Below are 16,042 nucleotides of genomic sequence, written 5' to 3'. Positions count from 1 at the left end.
CAAGTGGTCGCTCGTAGCGACGAAGGTTGGGCCCGGGGGCTTGGATCGGGCCGGTGTCACGTCAAGGCTAACAAACGGATCCCGTAAGGCCATTCCCGTACCGGGAGTTCCTTCGGACCAATCTCCCGGGCCGGTCCGGTCAGTCCCTCAGGAGATCCGGGACTCCGGCGGCGTCCGGCGCGTCCCGCTCCGCCGACACCACCGTGAGCTGCTGGGTCGCCCGGGTGAGGGCGACGTACAGCACCCGCAGGCCGGCCGGGGACTCGTCCGCGATCTCCGCCGGGGAGACGACGACCGTGGCGTCGTACTCCAGGCCCTTGGCCTCCAGGCTGCCGAGCGCCACGACCCGGTCGCCGAGCCCGGCGAGCCAGCGCCTGGCCTCCTCTCGGCGGTTCATGGCGACGACGACGCCGACGGTGCCGTCGACGAGGTCCAGGAGCCGGGCGGCCTCGGCGCGCGCGGTCCGGCCGAGGGCCTCCCGGGCACCGCGGTCGGCGTTGCCCTGACCGCGTTCACCGTTGCCGTTGCCGCGGTCGCGGTCGCCGCGCTTGTCGCCGCCGTTGGCACGCTCGCCCTGACCCTGGCCGGCGTTCGTCGCGGCGAACCGGGGGCGGACGCCGGTGGAACGGACCGCCGACGGGGACTTGGCGCCGGGCATGGCCAGCGCCAGTACCTTCGCGGCCAGCTCGGCGATCTCGGCCGGGTTGCGGTAGTTCACGGTCAGTTCGAAGCGGCGGCGCGGGCGGCTGCCGAGGGCCTCGTCACGGGCCTGGGCCGCCTCCTCGGGGTCGGACCAGGACGACTGGGCCGGGTCGCCGACGACCGTCCAGGTGGCGTGCCGGCCGCGGCGGCCGACCATGCGCCACTGCATCGGCGTGAGGTCCTGGGCCTCGTCGACGATGACATGGGCGTACTCGACGCGCTCCTGGGCCAGCCGCTCGGCCCGCTCGCGCTGGGTCTCCTCACGGACCGGCATCAGCTCTTCGAGGCCGGTGAGCTGGTCGAGCGGGTCGGCCTCGCGTCTGCGACGGGGGCGGGCCGGGGTGCCGAGGATCGACTGGAGTTCGTCGAGCATGGCGATGTCGTGGACGGAATGGCCGTCGCGTCTGAGGGAGCGGGCGACCTTGCGCACCTCGCCGGGGTTGAGGATCCGCCGGGCCCAGCGGCCGAGCCGGCGCTCGTCGGCCATCGCGTCGAGGACGGCCTTCGGGGTCAGCTCCGGCCACCACGCGTCGAGGAACTCGATGAACGGGTCCTCGGCGCTGACGTCCTCGTCGAAGGAGGAGCGCAGTTCGGCGGCCAGCTCGGGGTCGGTGTGCCGGCCGGCCGAGCCGGACTGCGTCCACAGGGCGTCCAGGAGCAGCTTGCGGACGCGGGGGCGCAGCAGGTTGACGGGGGCGGTGCCGCTGAGCGCGTTCTGCCGGATCCGGTCCAGCTCGCGGGCCTCCAGCTCCAGGCGGCGCCCGAAGGCGACCACGCGGAGCCGGGTGGGCGCTCCGGCGGGGGCCTGTGGCGCCGGGTCCGGGTCGCCGAAGGCGAGCTGTCCGGTGGAGGCGGAGACGGCGGAGGTGTCCTCGGCCGGTCCGCCGGCCGAGCCGCTCTCCAGGGCTCCGCGTGCCGCCTGGCGGAGCACCTTGAGCATGCGGTGGGACCCCTTGGCGCGGGCCACGGCCGGGGCGTCGTACAGCGTGGCCTGCGCCCCGTCGACGAGCGAGCCGATCGCGCGGATGGCGACCTGGCCCTCCTCGCCGAGGGAGGGCAGGACGCCCTCGGTGTACGCCACCAGCAGCGGGGTCGGGGAGACGATGAGGATGCCGCCCGCGTACCGGCGCCGGTCCTGGTAGAGCAGGTAGGCCGCGCGGTGCAGGGCGACGGCCGTCTTGCCGGTGCCCGGGCCGCCCTCGACGTAGGTGACGGAGGCGGCGGGGGCGCGGATCACCAGGTCCTGCTCGGCCTGGATGGACGCCACGATGTCCCGCATGGTGTGGGTGCGGGCCTGCCCGAGGGCTGCCATCAGGGCACCGTCGCCGATCACGGCCAGCTCCCGGCCGTCCAGCGAGGACGTCAGCTCGGGGCGCATCAGGTCGTCCTCGACACCGAGCACCCTGCGCCCCTTGGAGCGGATGACGCGACGGCGGACGACCCGGCCGGGGTCGACCGGCGTGGAGCGGTAGAAGGGCGCGGCGGCGGGTGCCCGCCAGTCGATGACGAGCGGGGCGTACTCCTGGTCCAGGACGCCGATGCGGCCGATGTGCAGGGTCTCGGCGATGTCGGCGGTGTTGTCCTCCCGTACGGCGCCTTCGGCGGGCTCGACGGCGGTGTAGGCGCCGTCGGGGCCCTTCTTGCCGTCCCTGCCGAGGAGCAGGTCGATACGGCCGAAGAGGAAGTCCTCGAACTCGTTGTTGAGGCGGTTGAGGTGGATACCCGCCCGGAAGACCTGGGCGTCCCGCTCGGCGAGTGCTCCTGGTGTACCGACCTGGCCACGCATGGCCGCGTCGTTCATGAGGAACTCGGCCTCGTGGATCTTCTCCTCAAGGCGGCCGTACACCCGGTCGAGGTGTTCCTGTTCGACGCTGATCTCTCGGTCTCGCACGGAATCGTGCGTGGAATCCTGAACCGAGTCGACCGCGGTTTCCTGCTGAGCCTGAGCGGCCACCGGGCCCCCTTCTGACGTGCTGGGCAGCCGTCAACCGTACGCGAAGGGGGCCCCCGGAAGCTATGTGCGCGCGCTCAGGGATTCACGCGCCGACCTCGACGATCTTGTCGCCGTCGAAGGTCATGACCTCGTAGTGGTCGATCTCGTCCGGGCTCTGGGCCGCTCCGCCGCTGATGTAGAGCGGGTTCCTGGCCTTCTCCGTCTTGGCGTCGGCGAGGCCGTAGCCCCAGGCCGGGACGGACCAGGAGGAGATCGTCTCGCGCTCGCCGTTCTTGCCGACGGCGATCAGGGAGCACTTGAGCGGGCCCTTGACGTTCTTGAGTTCCAGGACCGCCTGGGTGCCCCAGTCCTTCTTCTCGGTGGCGACCGTCGCACTGACGTCCGTCGAGGGGTCCGTCGCCGACACCTTGTCGTCCATGCTGTCGAACAGGATCTTCGACGAGCTCGGCGCGGCCACCGTCGTGTTGCCGCCGCTGCTGCCGCCCGAGTCCCCGCCGGTCGCCGCCGTAGCGGCGATCGGGCCGCCGACGATGAGGGCGACCGCGGCCGCCACCATGTAGAAGCTCTTGCGGCGCTTGCGCGCTCGGCGTTCGGCGACCTCGTCGACGAGGTTGTTCACGATCCGTGGGCTGGGCTTGGCGGACAGCGACTCGCCGATGGCGGGTGTGCCGGAGCCCGGCAGGTCCGCGAGGGCGGCGAGCATCGGCTCCATGCCGGCGAGTTCGTCGAGCTGCTGGGCGCACCATTCGCAGGTGGCGAGATGAGCCTCGAAAACGGTCGCTTCGGCGTCGTCGAGGAGGCCGAGGGCGTAGGCGCCGACGGTCTCGTGCTCGTTCGGACCCGGAGATCCCATCATGGGGCCAGACATACCCGAACCACCCGTACCGAATCCCTGTGATCCCCCGTAAACACTCATCACGCCGTCACCCCCCGCTCCTCCAGCGCCAGCTTCATCGACCGCAGGGCATAGAAAACCCTTGAGCGCACCGTGCCACTGGGTATACCGAGCGTCTCGGCAGCCTCATTGACGGTACGCCCCTTGAAGTACGTCTCGACGAGCACCTCCCGGTGGGCCGGCGTCAGGTCGTCGAGTGCGTCGGACAACGTCATCAGCCACAGCGCCTTGTCGATCTCGTCCTCCGCGGGGATGACCTCCAGCGGCGACGGATCGACCTCCTGCGGCCGGGCCTGCCGACTGCGGTGGCCGTCGATGACGATGCGCCGGGCGACCGTCACCAGCCAGGGGCGTACCGATCCGGTCGCTCGATTGAGCTGGCCGGCGTTCTTCCAGGCACGGATGAGCGTCTCTTGCACGACGTCCTCGGCGCGCTGCCGGTCCCCCGCGACGAGCCGGAGCACATAGGCGAGCAGGGGCCCGGCGTGTTCTCTATAGAGCGCACGCATGAGCTCCTCATCAGGTTCCGAGGGCTGGGACATGCGATGTCGGGCCCTCGATCCACGTTCATTGGCCACGACGGAATCCTTGCGCACGCCCACCTCCGATGTCCGGGGGTTCCCCCAGTCGGTCGCTCGACCACGGGTACGGACGGCAGGAGTTGGTTGTTCAAAGTGATGTGAGAGTTTTCTCGTGGGTGACGTGACGAGGTCGGACATGGGCGCACATTCCCACCGCGCGATCTTTACATTTCCACCACACAGCCAAAATCACATCGCCCGCTCCCGGGTCGCCCGGAGTAAACGGGATGTAATCGAAATCACTTCGACAGTCGCTCCACAGAAGGAACATAACGGGCACTCAGGCTCGGGAGAGGGCCGCCCGACGCCGGTGCCGGGCCACTCTTTCGCGGTTCCCGCACACCTCGCTGGAGCACCAACGCCTCCTGTGCCCCCGGGATGTGTCGAGATAGACGATCGGGCAGTTGTCCCCCTCGCACTGCCGCAGCCCGGCACGCGCGACCGGATCCGTGAGCAGTTCCACCACGTCCCGCGCGACGGCACCGAGCAGCGCCGCGCCCTCGGGCGGACCGTCCAACTCCCGGACCAGCGTGCCGTCTTCGCAGGTCACGGCACGTGGCGCCGGAGGAGCCGCGCGGGCGATCTCGTTGACGCGGGCCAGCGCGAGATCGTAGGGCCGCCCCTTCGGCGACAGACCGCCGGGCACCAACTGCCCGATACGGCCGCGAAGTTCGCGAAATCCCACAAGCCAGGACCCGTCGGCGTGGGCCAGCCCGGTGCCCGCCGGGACCAGGCCCGACCCGGCGATCCAGGCGCGCAGCACCGCGACGGAGTCGAGACGTTCGAAGGGGTGGGTGGTCGCGAGCAGATCCAGGCAGATCCGCCCGGAGTCGAACCGCAGCTCGTACGCGGCCGTGGCCGTACCCAATGCCATGTGCCTGTCACCGCCTAGAGGTCACCTCAGGTGAGGAACCGTTCCCTCATACAGTGCCTGCCCGCTCGTGCCGCCGGAACCCCTCGTACCGGCGGGCGCCGGACGGGAGTGCTGGACGCCCGCGTATGCGCACGCGCCTCTCGGCCATGTCCGGCCCCCGGGTCCGCGCCTTGACTGGAAGGCATGACACGACTGGAGAGCACCACACGGAGGAACGGCACCGCCGGAGGGGTCCTGGGCGCGGCCACGGTCACCACCGGCCTGGTCGCCGGGGTCTACTACATCTTCGCCTGCGCCGTGATGCCGGCGCTGGCCCGCAGCGACGACCGGGTCTACGTCGAGGTGATGCGGGACATCGACGACGTGATCCAGAACCCGGTGTTCCTGCTGAGCTTCATGGGCGCGCTGCTGCTCACGGGGGTGTCGGCCTGGCAGGCGCGCGGCACCGCGTACCGCCACTGGGCGTGGGCGGCCTGCGCCGCGTACACCCTCGGTCTCCTGGTCACGGTCGCCTTCAACATCCCGCTCAACGACGACCTGAAGAACACGGCCGACGTGACCCTCGCCCGGGAGGAGTTCGAGGACCCGTGGCTGGCCTGGAACCTCGTACGGACCCTGCTGTCGACCCTGGCGCTGGCCTTCCTGGCCAGGACGCTCGTGCTGTACGGCCGCGTCCGGCGGGCCTAGACGTCCCCGTACTTGGTGTCCGCCGCCGGGTCCAGGGCCAGTCGGTAGCCGCGTTTGACGACGGTCTGGATCAGCTTCGGTGCCCCAAGAGCCGTCCGCAGGCGGGCCATGGCGGTCTCGACGGCGTGCTCGTCCCGGCCCGCGCCCGGCAGCGCCCGCAGCAGTTCGGAGCGGGCCACCACCCAGCCCGGGCGCCGGGACAGGGCCCGCATCAGGGACATCCCGGCGGGCGGTACGGGCTTGAGGTCGCCGTCGACCAGGACCGCGTGGCCGCGGATCTCCACCCGGTGCCCGGCGATCGGCAGGGTACGTGCCCGGCCCGGGAGTTCCTGGCACAGGAGCTGGACCAGGGGGCCGAGCCGGAAGCGTTCGGGCTGGACCGTGTCGATGCCCTGGGCCTGGAGCGGCAGCGCGGTGACCGGGCCGACGCAGGCCGGCAGGACGTCGTGGTTGAGGGCGGCGAGCAGTTCGGGCAGCAGCCGGCGGTCCTCGGCGCGGGAGAGCAGCGAGGCGGCGGCGGGTGCGCTGGTGAAGGTGAGCGCGTCCAGGCCGCGCGAGACGGTCGCATCGAGGAGCCGGTCCACCGGCCCGATGTCCTCCGGCGGCATCCACCGGTAGACGGGGACGCCCAGGACCTCGGCCCCAGCGGCCCGCAGCGACTCCACGAAGCCGGGCAGCGGCTCGCCGTGCAGCTGGATGGCGATCCGGCGGCCCTCGACGCCCTCCTCCAGGAGCCGGTCGAGCACCTCGGCCATCGACTCGGAGGACGGCGACCACTCCTCGGTGAGGCCGGCGGCCCGGATCGACCCCTTGACCTTGGGGCCGCGCGCGAGGATCTCGACCCCGCGCAGCCGGTCGAGCAGGCTCTCGCCGAGGCCCCAGCCGTCGGCGGCCTCGATCCAGCCCCGGAAGCCGATCGCGGTCGTGGCGACGACGATGTCCGGCGCCTGGCCGATGACCTCCTTGGTCGCCGCGAGCAGTTCACTGTCGTCGGCGAGCGGCACGATGCGCAGGGCGGGGGCGTGCAGAACGGCGGCTCCACGTCGCTGGAGCAGCACGCCCAGTTCGTCGGCCCGGCGTGCGGCCGTCACTCCCACGGTGAACCCCGCCAGGGGTCCATGGTCAGGTCGCTGCTGTTCGTCGTACATGACTCTCGTCCCGCACTCGAGTTGTTGCACCCGCGAGGTGCAGGTGCAGCTGCGTGCCGACCGAGCCTGTCAACGGCTCGTGACAGGCTCGGTTCGGCTTCGTGTCCTCGGTGTAAACCGATGTCCGGTACCCCCGAGGCGCCGACTACGATCTTCGCTCGCCGGCCGGGGGTCCGGGGGTTCGCCCCCCCCGGATGCCCTCGGCGTCAGACCTTGGCGTAGCTGAGCTGCGGCTTCGCCTCCGCGGCGGTGCTCGTGGCCGTGGGCCGGACCGTCGAGCGGCGAAGGTATACGGCCCAGGTGACCACGAAGCAGGCGCCGTAGAAGGCGAGGAAGGCGACGAACGCGCCGGTCCCGGAGCCGTAGGAGAGGAAGGACTGGCGGAAGGCGAGGTTGATGCCGACGCCGCCGAGCGCGCCGACCGCTCCGATCAGGCCCATCGAGGCGCCGGAGAGACGGCGCCCGTAGGCGGCGGCCGCCTCGCCCTCCAGGCCCTTGGCCAGCGCCTTCGTCTGGAAGATGCCGGGGATCATCTTGAACGTCGAGCCGTTGCCGAGCCCGGTCAGGACGAACAGCACCACGAACGCGCAGGTGAACAGGGTCAGCGACTTCTCCATGCTGGCGGCGATCAGGACCGCGGTCGCGGCTCCCATGGCGACGTAGTTGTACAGCGTGATCTTCGCGCCGCCGTACTTGTCGGCCAGCCAGCCGCCCACGGGCCGGATCAGCGAACCGAGCAGCGGGCCGATGAAGGTGACGTACGCCGCCTCCAGCGGGGTCCGGCCGAACTGGTTCTGCAGCACCTGTCCGAAGGCGAAGCTGTAGCCGATGAACGAGCCGAAGGTGCCGATGTAGAGGAAGGACATGATCCAGGTGTGCGCGTCCCTCGCGGCGTCCTTCGCGGCGCCGGTGTCGTTCTTCACGGACGCGATGTTGTCCATGAACAGCGCGGCGAGGACCGCGGCGACGACGATGAACGGGATGTAGATCCCGAGCAGCACCCGCGGTCCGCCGCTGGCCCCGATGATCGCGAGCGCGACCAGCTGGATGACCGGGACGCCGATGTTGCCGCCGCCCGCGTTGAGGCCGAGGGCCCAGCCCTTCTTCCGGAGCGGGAAGAAGGCGTTGATGTTGGTCATCGAGGAGGCGAAGTTGCCGCCGCCGATACCGGCCAGCAGGCCGACCAGCAGGAAGGTGTTGAAGGAGGTTCCCGGCTTCATCACCGTGAACGCGGCGACGGTCGGGACGAGGAGGAGGGCGGCCGAGACGATCGTCCAGTTCCGGCCGCCGAAGATCGCGACCGCGAAGGTGTAGGGGACCCGGACGACGGCTCCGACCAGCGTCACCATCGACGTCAGCAGGAACTTGTCCGCCGGGGTGAGCCCGTACTCCGGGCCCATGAAGAGCACCAGCACGGACCACATGGTCCAGATCGAGAACCCGATGTGCTCGGAGAGGACGGAGAAGAGCAGGTTGCGGCGGGCGACCTTCTCTCCAGTCTCCTTCCAGAAGGTCTCGTCCTCCGGATCCCACTGCTGGATCCAGCGGCCGCCCCTGCTCGGGGGTGCGGGGGCTGTGCTAGGGGCTGTCATGACGCCTCCACGGTGGTCCGGGGCTCAGGTCGTTCAGGGGAGTGGCTGAGTCCCGACGGTAGGGAGGGCGCGTTTCCGGTCTGTGGCACCGGGTGACCGGAAGGGAACTTTGCTCTCACCGAGCGTGCACGACAGATGAGAGGTCCCGGAACGTCATGTGACCCGGTTCACGCCCCCGGCCCGGTTCACGCGGGTGAACCGGGCCGGGGGCGGCGGCATGTCACCGGTGTCTGCCGCTCCGGCCGCCGCCCGCCCCGTCCGGCCACAGCCTCGGGCGCCGCTTGGCCGCGAGGTCCTCCATCCAGCCGAAGGCGAGGATGCAGCAGGCGGTGAGGGCCCAGACGACGACGAGGAGCGGCCAGGAGCTCTCCAGCAGCCAGGGGACGTTCTGCTCCAGCAGCGGCACGTTCCACAGGTGGTCCCACAGCGACTCGGCGACCACGATGCACACGTTGTGCCAGAGGTAGATGGTCACCGCGCGGGAGTTGAACAGGGTGACCAGCCGGTCCCAGCGGCGCAGCGGGCGTGGCCACTGGGACCAGGACGGGCTGAAGTGCAGGAGCAGCAGCACGGTGGCGAAGGACCACAGGGACTGGGCGAAGGGGATGTCGTCGAGGTCGTGGTCCGGTTTGAAGCCGTGCGTGAGCATGTACCAGAGGCCGAGGCAGGCGACCACGGGGGCGAGCGAGGGCACGACGTAGCGGGGCAGGCGGCGCAGGACGCCTTCCTGGTGGGCCATGCCGAGCAGCCAGCAGGCGCCGAACGCGCCGAAGTCGACGAGGTTGGATTCGAGCCGCCAGCCGGGCACGGCGAGCCAGCCGAACTCCAGGGCCGCCGACAGGGCGATCGGCGACAGGATCGTCGGCCAGGGGAGCCTGCGCAGGGCCTTCAGCAGGAGCGGCGACAGCAGCACGAACCACAGGTAGGCGCGGATGTACCAGAGCGGTACGGCCAGCTGCTCGGCCCAGCCGTCGCCGATCAGCCCGTGTATGCCGGGCAGGCCCTCGCCCGCGGGCGGGTCGCTCAGCGGCAGGATCCAGAAGGAGAGGTGGATCCACCACCAGACGGGGTGGCCCTCGGAGTCCGGTCCCCAGCCGCCCATCAGCATGCCGGACACCCCGATGGTGCCCAGCAGCCACAGCGGTGGCAGCAGTCGGCGCATCCGGCCGCGGACGACCTCCACCGCGGGGCGTTTGCCGAGGGAGCGGGCCATGAGGTTGCCGGCGAGGGCGAACATGACGCCCATGGACGGGAAGACCACCGGCAGCCAGGCCCAGCCGAACAGGTGGTAGAAGACGACCCGGCCCAGCGCGACGGCCCGCAGGAGGTCGAAGTAGCGGTCGCGGCCGGGAGCGCCGGCCGAGCGCTGCCCGGGGATCCCGGGCGGGTTCTGCCCGTCCGGCGGGCTCTGCCGGGCGTCGGGGGTGGGCTGGGCGGGCTGTGCGGGCTGGGTGGACGCTGTGCTCATCCCACCGGCCTCCCTTCCGCGATCCGGCGGTCCTGCGCGGGCAGGTTCGGCGGGGCCGACACCCCGCCCTTGCGCCGCAGTTTCTGCCAGCGCAGCCGGCCGCCGGTGAGGGCGGTGATCCACGACTGGAGCAGGACGACGTACATCAACTGGCGGTAGAGGATCTGCTGCAACGGCAGGGAGATCAGCGGGGTCAGCCGTTCGCGGTCGAGGACGAAGGCGTAGATCGCGCACACCAGCTGGATGGCGAGGACGCCGAACCAGGCCAGGATCGTCTTCTCGGTGGGGCCGAAGACCAGGCCGTAGACGAGGAAGATGTCGATCAGGGGCGCGAGCAGCGGGGCCAGGACCATGAACAGGGACACCAGCGGGAGTCCGACCCGGCCGAAGCGGCCGGAGGGGCCCCGGTCGAAGACGGCGCGGCGGTGCTTCCAGATCGCCTGCATGGTGCCGTACGACCACCGGTAGCGCTGGGACCACAGCTGCTGGACGGACTCGGGGGCCTCGGTCCAGGCGCGGGCGTTCTCCGCGTACACCACCTTCCAGCCGTCGCGGTGGATGGCCATGGTGATGTCGGTGTCCTCGGCGAGGGTGTCGTCGCTCATGCCGCCGACCCGTTCCAGGGCGGTGCGGCGGAAGGCGCCGACCGCGCCGGGGATGGTGGGCATGCAGCGCAGGACGTCGTACATCCGGCGGTCGAGGTTGAAGCCCATCACGTACTCGATGTGCTGCCAGGCGCCGATGAGGGTGTCCTTGTTGCCGACCTTCGCGTTGCCGGCGACCGCGCCGACCGTGCGGTCGCCGAAGGGCTGGACGAGTTCGCGGACGGTGGACGGCTCGAAGACGGTGTCGCCGTCCATCATCACGACGATGTCGTACCGGGCGTTCGCCACGCCCCGGTTGAGGGCGGCGGGCTTGCCCGCGTTGAGCTGGCGGACCACGCGGACGCCCGGCAGGTCCAGGTCCTCCACGATGCGGGCGGTGCCGTCACCGGAGCCGTCGTCGATGACGACGACCTCGATCGGGTGGTCGCTCTCCATCAGGGAACGGACGGTGTTCTCGATGCACTTGGCCTCGTTGTACGCCGGGACCAGCACCGAGACCGGTTCGGTGACGGCCGGCCCCCAGCGGAAGTTCTTGCGGCGCACCCGGCGGGTGTGCAGGGCGGAGAGCAGCAGCATCAGGCCGAAGCGGGCGATGACCAGGAAGCCGATGATCGCGAGGCCGACCACCAGGACGGCCGTGATGTTGTCGGAGGCCGTCACGAGGAAGACCCACGCCCTGCCCTTCCACAGGTCGACGCCGCCGACCTCGGTGTGCGCGCTGGGGGCGTCGAGGGCCTCGGTGAGGTTGTCGAACTCGTAGCCGTCGGCCTTCATCTGCGGCAGGAACCGGTCCAGTGCCTCGACGGTCTGGTGGCGGTCGCCGCCGGAGTCGTGCATCAGGACGATCGCGCCTTTGCCGCCCTCGGGCGTGACGTTGCGGATGATCCGCGCGACGCCCGGCTTCTGCCAGTCCTCGCTGTCGACGCTGGTGGCGATGGTGATGTAGCCGCGTGTGCCGATGTACTCGGTCACCGGCCAGGACTGGTTGTCCATGGCGTCGGCGAACGACGAGTAGGGCGGCCGGAACAGCGAGGTGCGGATGCCGGCGGCGCCGGTGATCGCGAGCTGGTTCTGGGACAGCTCCCAGTCGATGCGCTTCTTCGACTGGAAGGAGAGGTCCGGGTGGTTGAAGGTGTGCAGGCCCACCTCGTGGCCCTCGGCGACGATCCGGCGCACCAGCTCGGGGTAGCGCGAGGTCATGGTGCCGGTGACGAAGAAGACGGCGTGCGCGTGGTGCTTCTTGAGGACGTCCAGGACCTTGGGGGTCCAGGTCGGGTCCGGGCCGTCGTCGAAGGTGAGGACCATGCGGTGGTCGGGGACGTTCAGGCTGGTCGTGCGGCCGCTGCGGGTGTCGATCACCGGGCCGCCGTCGAGGATCTTCTCGGGCACCTTGTCGGCTGAGGCCTCGGGCCGGACGCGGTGGTCGGCGAGGATCTCGCTGTGCACGTAGCCGCGCAGCATCAGCATCGCCATCAGCGCGGCGAGGACGAGGACGGGCAGCAGCAGGCGCATGGGCAGGCGGCGACGCGGGGAGCCGTCGGCGGCTCCGGTCGCGGCCCCGGGACGGCGGTTGCGGGTTGCCATCAGTGGTAGTGCTCCGGGGACGGGGATGCCATCGGGTGGATGTGCATCAGGGGAGGGTGGATCGGGAGGCGGTGCGCGCGAGCGGGGCGCGCACCGCGTCGGGAGGGTGCCGGAGGGGCCTCTCGGGAGGGCCCCTCCGGCAGGCCTCGGACGACGCGCCGGGACGACGGTCAGACGACGGGTGCCGGGGTGGGCGCGGGCGGGGCGCCCGTGCCGACCGGTTCGGTGGCGATCGGGCTCGGATCGCTCGGGCCGTTGGCGACCGGGCCGCCGCTGGCGCCGGTCGTCTCGGTCGGGGTGACCGTGGGTCCGGGGTCCGTCGACGTCACCGGGCTGGCCGGCGGGGTGCTGACCGGTGGATCCGTCGTCGGCGTCGCGTTGGGCGCGGTCGACCCGACCACCGGGCCCGGGACGGTCGCCGTCGGGCTCGGTGAGGCGGCGCCGGAGGCACCGGGCTTGGCGGCGCCGCTCGCGGTACCGGTCGCGGAGGCGGCGGCGGAGGCGCCCGGCACCAAGGCCACGCCGTCGCTGGCCGTCGCGACGGGCCCCGGCAGGACTCCGGACGTGCCGGAGGGCGGTGCCGACTCGGCGGGCAGCGGTGAGCTGTCGACCTTGCCGGCCGGCTGGCCCTCCTGCTGGCCCGGCACGGGCAGCCAGGCGGCGTTGGAGTTGCCGGACAGCAGGGTGGCCACGATGACGACGGCGTAGACCCCGCAGGCCGTGCCGACGGCGATGCCGATCCTGCGGTACCGGCGACTGCGCCGGCCCGACTCGTCGACGAACACCGGTACGTCGGAGCCGTCCGGGGCCCCGGCGGGAGTGCCGTCGGAGTCGTCGCCCTTGGCCTGCCGGACGAGCTGGTCCTCCAACTGCGTTCCCATGTTGTCGAGTTGGACGGTCACCTCGTGCGGGTCGTGCGCCGGTCCGTTGCTGTCGGTCAGGTCTTGGCCTGAACCCGACGGGCCGCTCTCGTCCCACGGGTCGCGGACGGGGGTGGTCCGCGCGGCGGTTTCCGGACGGCTCCAGCTCTCGGCCGTCGACGGCGGGGCACCGGTGCCGTCCGCCCGATGGGCGGCCTGACGCGCCCGGCGGCCTCTGCGCCGGGGCGCGGTGCCGCTCTCGTCGGCGGTCGTCCGGCCACCCTCGGCCGAGGTTCCGGTTTGTCTCGGGATTCTGGTTCCGGAGGTCTCAGGGAACGCCTGAGCACCTGCTCTCGGAGCCGAAGGGTCCTGGGCCGATGCGGCCTCGGGCCATTCCGGTTGAGTGTCTTCTCGCCACTTCTTCACGTGCACGCACATCCCCCCACGGGACAGTTCCGGGTGCGCGTACGACCCAAGCACCAGCCGGTCGAACCGGGCCCCCACCCGATCCGAGCGCCCCCTTTATCACACTGTGCTCAGGCCAAGAATGTAGCGCACATGGAGGTTCCGTGTTGGCCAGGTAGTCAATAGTGGGCACTCATCAGGTCCACATCAATGGCTGGAATCCATCCCTCCGCAGGGAGAACAAGCCATCCCTTCTCGGCAGAAAGTTCGAGAGCCGCCCGGCGCAGCGCGGCGATTCCCGGGTGCACCTGCCCCTTCCGCCACACCAGTGACACGGGTGACAGCGGCACCGGGTCGACCAGGTGCCGCAGGACCGTCGCAGGCATGGCCGGAAAATCCACCACGGCGAGGATCGGGTTCCCCGTCTTTGCCATGATCCGCTGGAATTCCTCGTCCCCGACGGCCAGCGGAGCGGGCGGCGCGACCTCGATACCGCGCCCCGCGAACAGCCGGTGCGCGAGATCCGTCCACTCCGGTGTACGCGGGTTCCCGGCCCCCGCGTACACGCGCTCACCGGCGAGCGCGGCGAGCGGCACCGCCTCCAGGGCCGTCAGCGGATGCCCCTCGGGCAGGACGACCGCCATGGGTTCGTAGCGCACGGGCTGGTGGTCGAGGCCCGACCGCAGCGCCGGGTCGAGGCCACCGAACCGTCCGAAGGAGGCGTCCAGCCGGCCCGCGAGGAGTTCCCCCGCCGCATACGTCAGACCGCTCTCGTAGCGGGCCATCAGCTCCAGCTCGGGGACGAACTCGCGGGCCCGGTGCAGGACCCGGCGACCGGTGACGAGGCCCGGCGAGTTCAGGTCCACCAGCAGGGGTCCGGTCTGCCCGAAGGCGGCGAGCAGCTCGTCCTGCGCCTGGAGCGCGCGGCGGGCGTACGGCACCAGCCGCTCGCCGTCGGCCGTCAGCGTCACCCGCCGGGTGGTCCGTACGAACAGTTCGGCCCCGAGGTCCCGCTCCAGCCGCCGTATGTCGCGGCTGAGCGCCTGCTGGGCCACGTAGAGGCGGGCCGCGGCCCGTGTGAAGTGCAGCTCCCCGGCGACGGCGAGGAAGGCCCGCAGGAGACGGGGGTCCAGGTGGTGGCCGAGGGGGTGACCGGTGGTGGGCATGGGGGGGAACTTACAACGCAGGTGCGTGAATCGGCGTGGAGCAGGTGTTGGACCCCTTGATCGGGTGCGGGCCACGGTGGATCCATGCCGCACCCCACCCCACGCCCCACCCCGGACCCCGCCCCGAGAACTCCGCCCCTGTACACGGTCGTCGGCGACACCCTGGTCATCGTCGACCTGAACCCCCGCACCGGGAACCGCCCGCCCGGCCCCTACCGCCGGCTCTTCACCGTCCCCGGCGCCCGCGCGTTCACCGTCGGGAACCTGCTGGCCCGCCTCCCGATGGGCATGTTCAGTGTGAGCGCGGTCCTCATGATCGCCGGGACGAGGGGCTCGTACACCCTCGCCGGTGCCGTCATCGCGACGGGGCTCGCGGCGACCGCGGTGGCCGCCCCGTGGACCGCGCGGCTCGTCGACCGGTACGGGCAGGCGCGGATCGCCGTACCCGCGACGCTGCTCGCCGCGCTGGGCTCGCTCTCGCTGCTGCTGTGCGTGCGGTACGGGGCACCCGCCTGGACCCTCTTCGCCTCCTACGCCGCCACCGCCACGACCCCCAACCTCGGCGGCATGTCCCGGGCCCGCTGGGCCCATCTGCTGAAGGACGACGCCGGGGCCCGGCACACCGCGAACTCCTTCGAACAGGCCGTGGACGAGGCCTGCTTCCTGCTGGGCCCGGTCCTCGCGGCCTTCCTGTGCGGGACGTTCTTCCCGGAGGCGGGCACCCTGACGGGTGTGATCCTGCTGGTCACGGGCGCGCTGCTGTTCGCCGCGCAGCGCTCCACGGAGCCGCCCGTCACCGGGCGGCCCGACGCGCCGGGCAGGACCCTCTTGCGCATGCCCGGTCTCCCCCCGCTGCTGGCCACGTGTCTCGCCATGGGGGTGGTGTTCGGGGCCATGGAGGTCGTCACCCTCGCCTACGCGGACACGCGGGGGCACCCCGCGGCGGCCGGTGCGGTGCTCGGCCTCCAGGCGGCCGGTTCGTGCGCGGCGGGCCTGCTCTACGGGGCGGCGCGGCCGGCCGGTCCGGCGGCGGTCCGCTACCCGTGGTGCATCGCCGTGATGACCGCGCTGCTGACGCTGCCGCTGCTCGCCGTCGCGCTGACCGGGTCGCTGCTCGCCCTGGCGGGCGCGCTGCTGGTCGCCGGGATGGCCACGGCCCCCACGATGGTCACCGGCATGACCCTGGTCCAGGAACGCACCCCCGAGGGCCGGATCAACGAGGGCATGACCCTCGCGGTGACCGGTCTGCTCGGCGGGATCGCCGCCGGCAGCGCCCTCGGCGGTTGGCTGGCCGACCACGCCCCGGCCGCGGCGGGGTTCGGGGTGCCGGTCGCGGCGGCGGTGGCGCTCGTGATCACACTCACCGCCTCGGGAACGTCCGGTCCGTCGAACCGCTTCCCTCAACCCCGTGCAACCCATTGACGCCCTCGGAGTCGCCCCATACGTTCTTCCGTCGAAGCGCTTCGACGTCACGCATCGAACCGATTCGACGGTCCCGCCGAACCCTGCGTGACGCCCGGG

Annotated in this window: 12 protein-coding genes; 2 read left to right on the top strand and 10 right to left on the bottom strand. The window is 71.5% G+C overall.

Features of this window, described 5'->3' with window-relative positions; translation table 11 throughout:
* Positions 1–139 precede the first annotated feature (139 nt).
* From ACZ5VD_RS00325 to ACZ5VD_RS00310, 4 genes are all read right to left on the bottom strand, one after another.
* Positions 140–2,656: a HelD family protein gene (locus tag ACZ5VD_RS00325; RefSeq protein ID WP_468679782.1), complete on the bottom strand. Its 2,517-nt coding sequence runs from the start codon at positions 2,654–2,656 to the stop codon at positions 140–142.
* 82 nt (positions 2,657–2,738) lie between these two features.
* Positions 2,739–3,572 carry an anti-sigma factor family protein gene (locus tag ACZ5VD_RS00320; RefSeq protein WP_468552902.1) on the bottom strand — a complete coding sequence of 278 codons (834 nt, stop codon included), beginning with the start codon at positions 3,570–3,572 and terminating at the stop codon, positions 2,739–2,741.
* Positions 3,572–4,093 carry a sigma-70 family RNA polymerase sigma factor gene (locus ACZ5VD_RS00315; protein ID WP_010039908.1) on the bottom strand — a complete coding sequence of 174 codons (522 nt, stop codon included), beginning with the start codon at positions 4,091–4,093 and terminating at the stop codon, positions 3,572–3,574. Before ACZ5VD_RS00315 ends, ACZ5VD_RS00320 begins: the two co-directional genes overlap by 1 nt.
* A gap of 319 nt (positions 4,094–4,412) precedes the next feature.
* Positions 4,413–5,006 (bottom strand): CGNR zinc finger domain-containing protein, encoded by a 594-nt coding sequence (locus tag ACZ5VD_RS00310; RefSeq protein ID WP_468552901.1) that lies wholly within the window; start codon positions 5,004–5,006, stop codon positions 4,413–4,415.
* A 183-nt stretch (positions 5,007–5,189) separates the two neighbouring features.
* On the opposite strand from ACZ5VD_RS00310, the gene ACZ5VD_RS00305 reads away from it, so the two are divergent.
* Positions 5,190–5,693, top strand: a complete 504-nt coding sequence (locus ACZ5VD_RS00305; protein WP_468679780.1) for an anthrone oxygenase family protein — start codon at positions 5,190–5,192, stop codon at positions 5,691–5,693.
* Here ACZ5VD_RS00305 and ACZ5VD_RS00300 read toward each other — a convergent pair.
* The 6 genes from ACZ5VD_RS00300 to ACZ5VD_RS00275 form a co-directional block, all read right to left on the bottom strand.
* Positions 5,690–6,841, bottom strand: a complete 1,152-nt coding sequence (locus ACZ5VD_RS00300) for a uroporphyrinogen-III synthase (RefSeq protein WP_468552899.1) — start codon at positions 6,839–6,841, stop codon at positions 5,690–5,692. The genes ACZ5VD_RS00305 and ACZ5VD_RS00300 overlap by 4 nt on opposite strands.
* 206 nt (positions 6,842–7,047) lie before the next feature.
* Positions 7,048–8,433: a nitrate/nitrite transporter gene (locus tag ACZ5VD_RS00295; RefSeq protein WP_468552898.1), complete on the bottom strand. Its 1,386-nt coding sequence runs from the start codon at positions 8,431–8,433 to the stop codon at positions 7,048–7,050.
* A 220-nt stretch (positions 8,434–8,653) separates the two neighbouring features.
* The gene (locus ACZ5VD_RS00290) at positions 8,654–9,901 is read right to left on the bottom strand and encodes an acyltransferase family protein (protein WP_468679777.1); all 1,248 of its coding nucleotides are present in this window, start codon (positions 9,899–9,901) and stop codon (positions 8,654–8,656) included.
* A complete protein-coding gene (locus ACZ5VD_RS00285; RefSeq protein ID WP_468552896.1) occupies positions 9,898–12,090 on the bottom strand; it encodes a polysaccharide deacetylase family protein in 2,193 nt (730 codons plus the stop codon). The genes ACZ5VD_RS00290 and ACZ5VD_RS00285 overlap by 4 nt, the downstream gene beginning before the upstream one ends.
* A 170-nt stretch (positions 12,091–12,260) precedes the next feature.
* Positions 12,261–12,971 (bottom strand): hypothetical protein, encoded by a 711-nt coding sequence (locus ACZ5VD_RS00280; RefSeq protein WP_468679776.1) that lies wholly within the window; start codon positions 12,969–12,971, stop codon positions 12,261–12,263.
* A gap of 563 nt (positions 12,972–13,534) precedes the next feature.
* Entirely contained in the window at positions 13,535–14,521 is a 987-nt protein-coding gene (locus ACZ5VD_RS00275; RefSeq protein WP_468679774.1) for a LysR family transcriptional regulator, read from the bottom strand.
* A gap of 84 nt (positions 14,522–14,605) precedes the next feature.
* On the opposite strand from ACZ5VD_RS00275, the gene ACZ5VD_RS00270 reads away from it, so the two are divergent.
* Positions 14,606–15,943 (top strand): MFS transporter, encoded by a 1,338-nt coding sequence (locus tag ACZ5VD_RS00270; protein WP_468679772.1) that lies wholly within the window; start codon positions 14,606–14,608, stop codon positions 15,941–15,943.
* Positions 15,944–16,042 lie beyond the last annotated feature (99 nt).

Source organism: Streptomyces sp. NPDC032822, assembly GCF_055578825.1.
The sequence above is the reverse complement of the archived record's forward strand: the minus strand, read 5'-3'. Positions and strand labels throughout refer to the sequence as shown.

Excerpts from the sequence above, each read along its gene's own strand:
- ACZ5VD_RS00285 (WP_468552896.1), bottom strand. The coding sequence starts at position 12,090 with ATGGCAACCCGCAACCGCCGTCCCGGGGCCGCGACCGGAGCCGCCGAC.
- ACZ5VD_RS00270 (WP_468679772.1), top strand. The coding sequence starts at position 14,606 with ATGCCGCACCCCACCCCACGCCCCACCCCGGACCCCGCCCCGAGAACT.
- ACZ5VD_RS00275 (WP_468679774.1), bottom strand. The coding sequence starts at position 14,521 with ATGCCCACCACCGGTCACCCCCTCGGCCACCACCTGGACCCCCGTCTC.
- ACZ5VD_RS00310 (WP_468552901.1), bottom strand. The coding sequence starts at position 5,006 with ATGGCATTGGGTACGGCCACGGCCGCGTACGAGCTGCGGTTCGACTCC.
- ACZ5VD_RS00295 (WP_468552898.1), bottom strand. The coding sequence starts at position 8,433 with ATGACAGCCCCTAGCACAGCCCCCGCACCCCCGAGCAGGGGCGGCCGC.
- ACZ5VD_RS00300 (WP_468552899.1), bottom strand. The coding sequence starts at position 6,841 with ATGTACGACGAACAGCAGCGACCTGACCATGGACCCCTGGCGGGGTTC.
- ACZ5VD_RS00290 (WP_468679777.1), bottom strand. The coding sequence starts at position 9,901 with ATGAGCACAGCGTCCACCCAGCCCGCACAGCCCGCCCAGCCCACCCCC.
- ACZ5VD_RS00315 (WP_010039908.1), bottom strand. The coding sequence starts at position 4,093 with ATGTCCCAGCCCTCGGAACCTGATGAGGAGCTCATGCGTGCGCTCTAT.
- ACZ5VD_RS00305 (WP_468679780.1), top strand. The coding sequence starts at position 5,190 with ATGACACGACTGGAGAGCACCACACGGAGGAACGGCACCGCCGGAGGG.
- ACZ5VD_RS00280 (WP_468679776.1), bottom strand. The coding sequence starts at position 12,971 with ATGGGAACGCAGTTGGAGGACCAGCTCGTCCGGCAGGCCAAGGGCGAC.
- ACZ5VD_RS00320 (WP_468552902.1), bottom strand. The coding sequence starts at position 3,572 with ATGAGTGTTTACGGGGGATCACAGGGATTCGGTACGGGTGGTTCGGGT.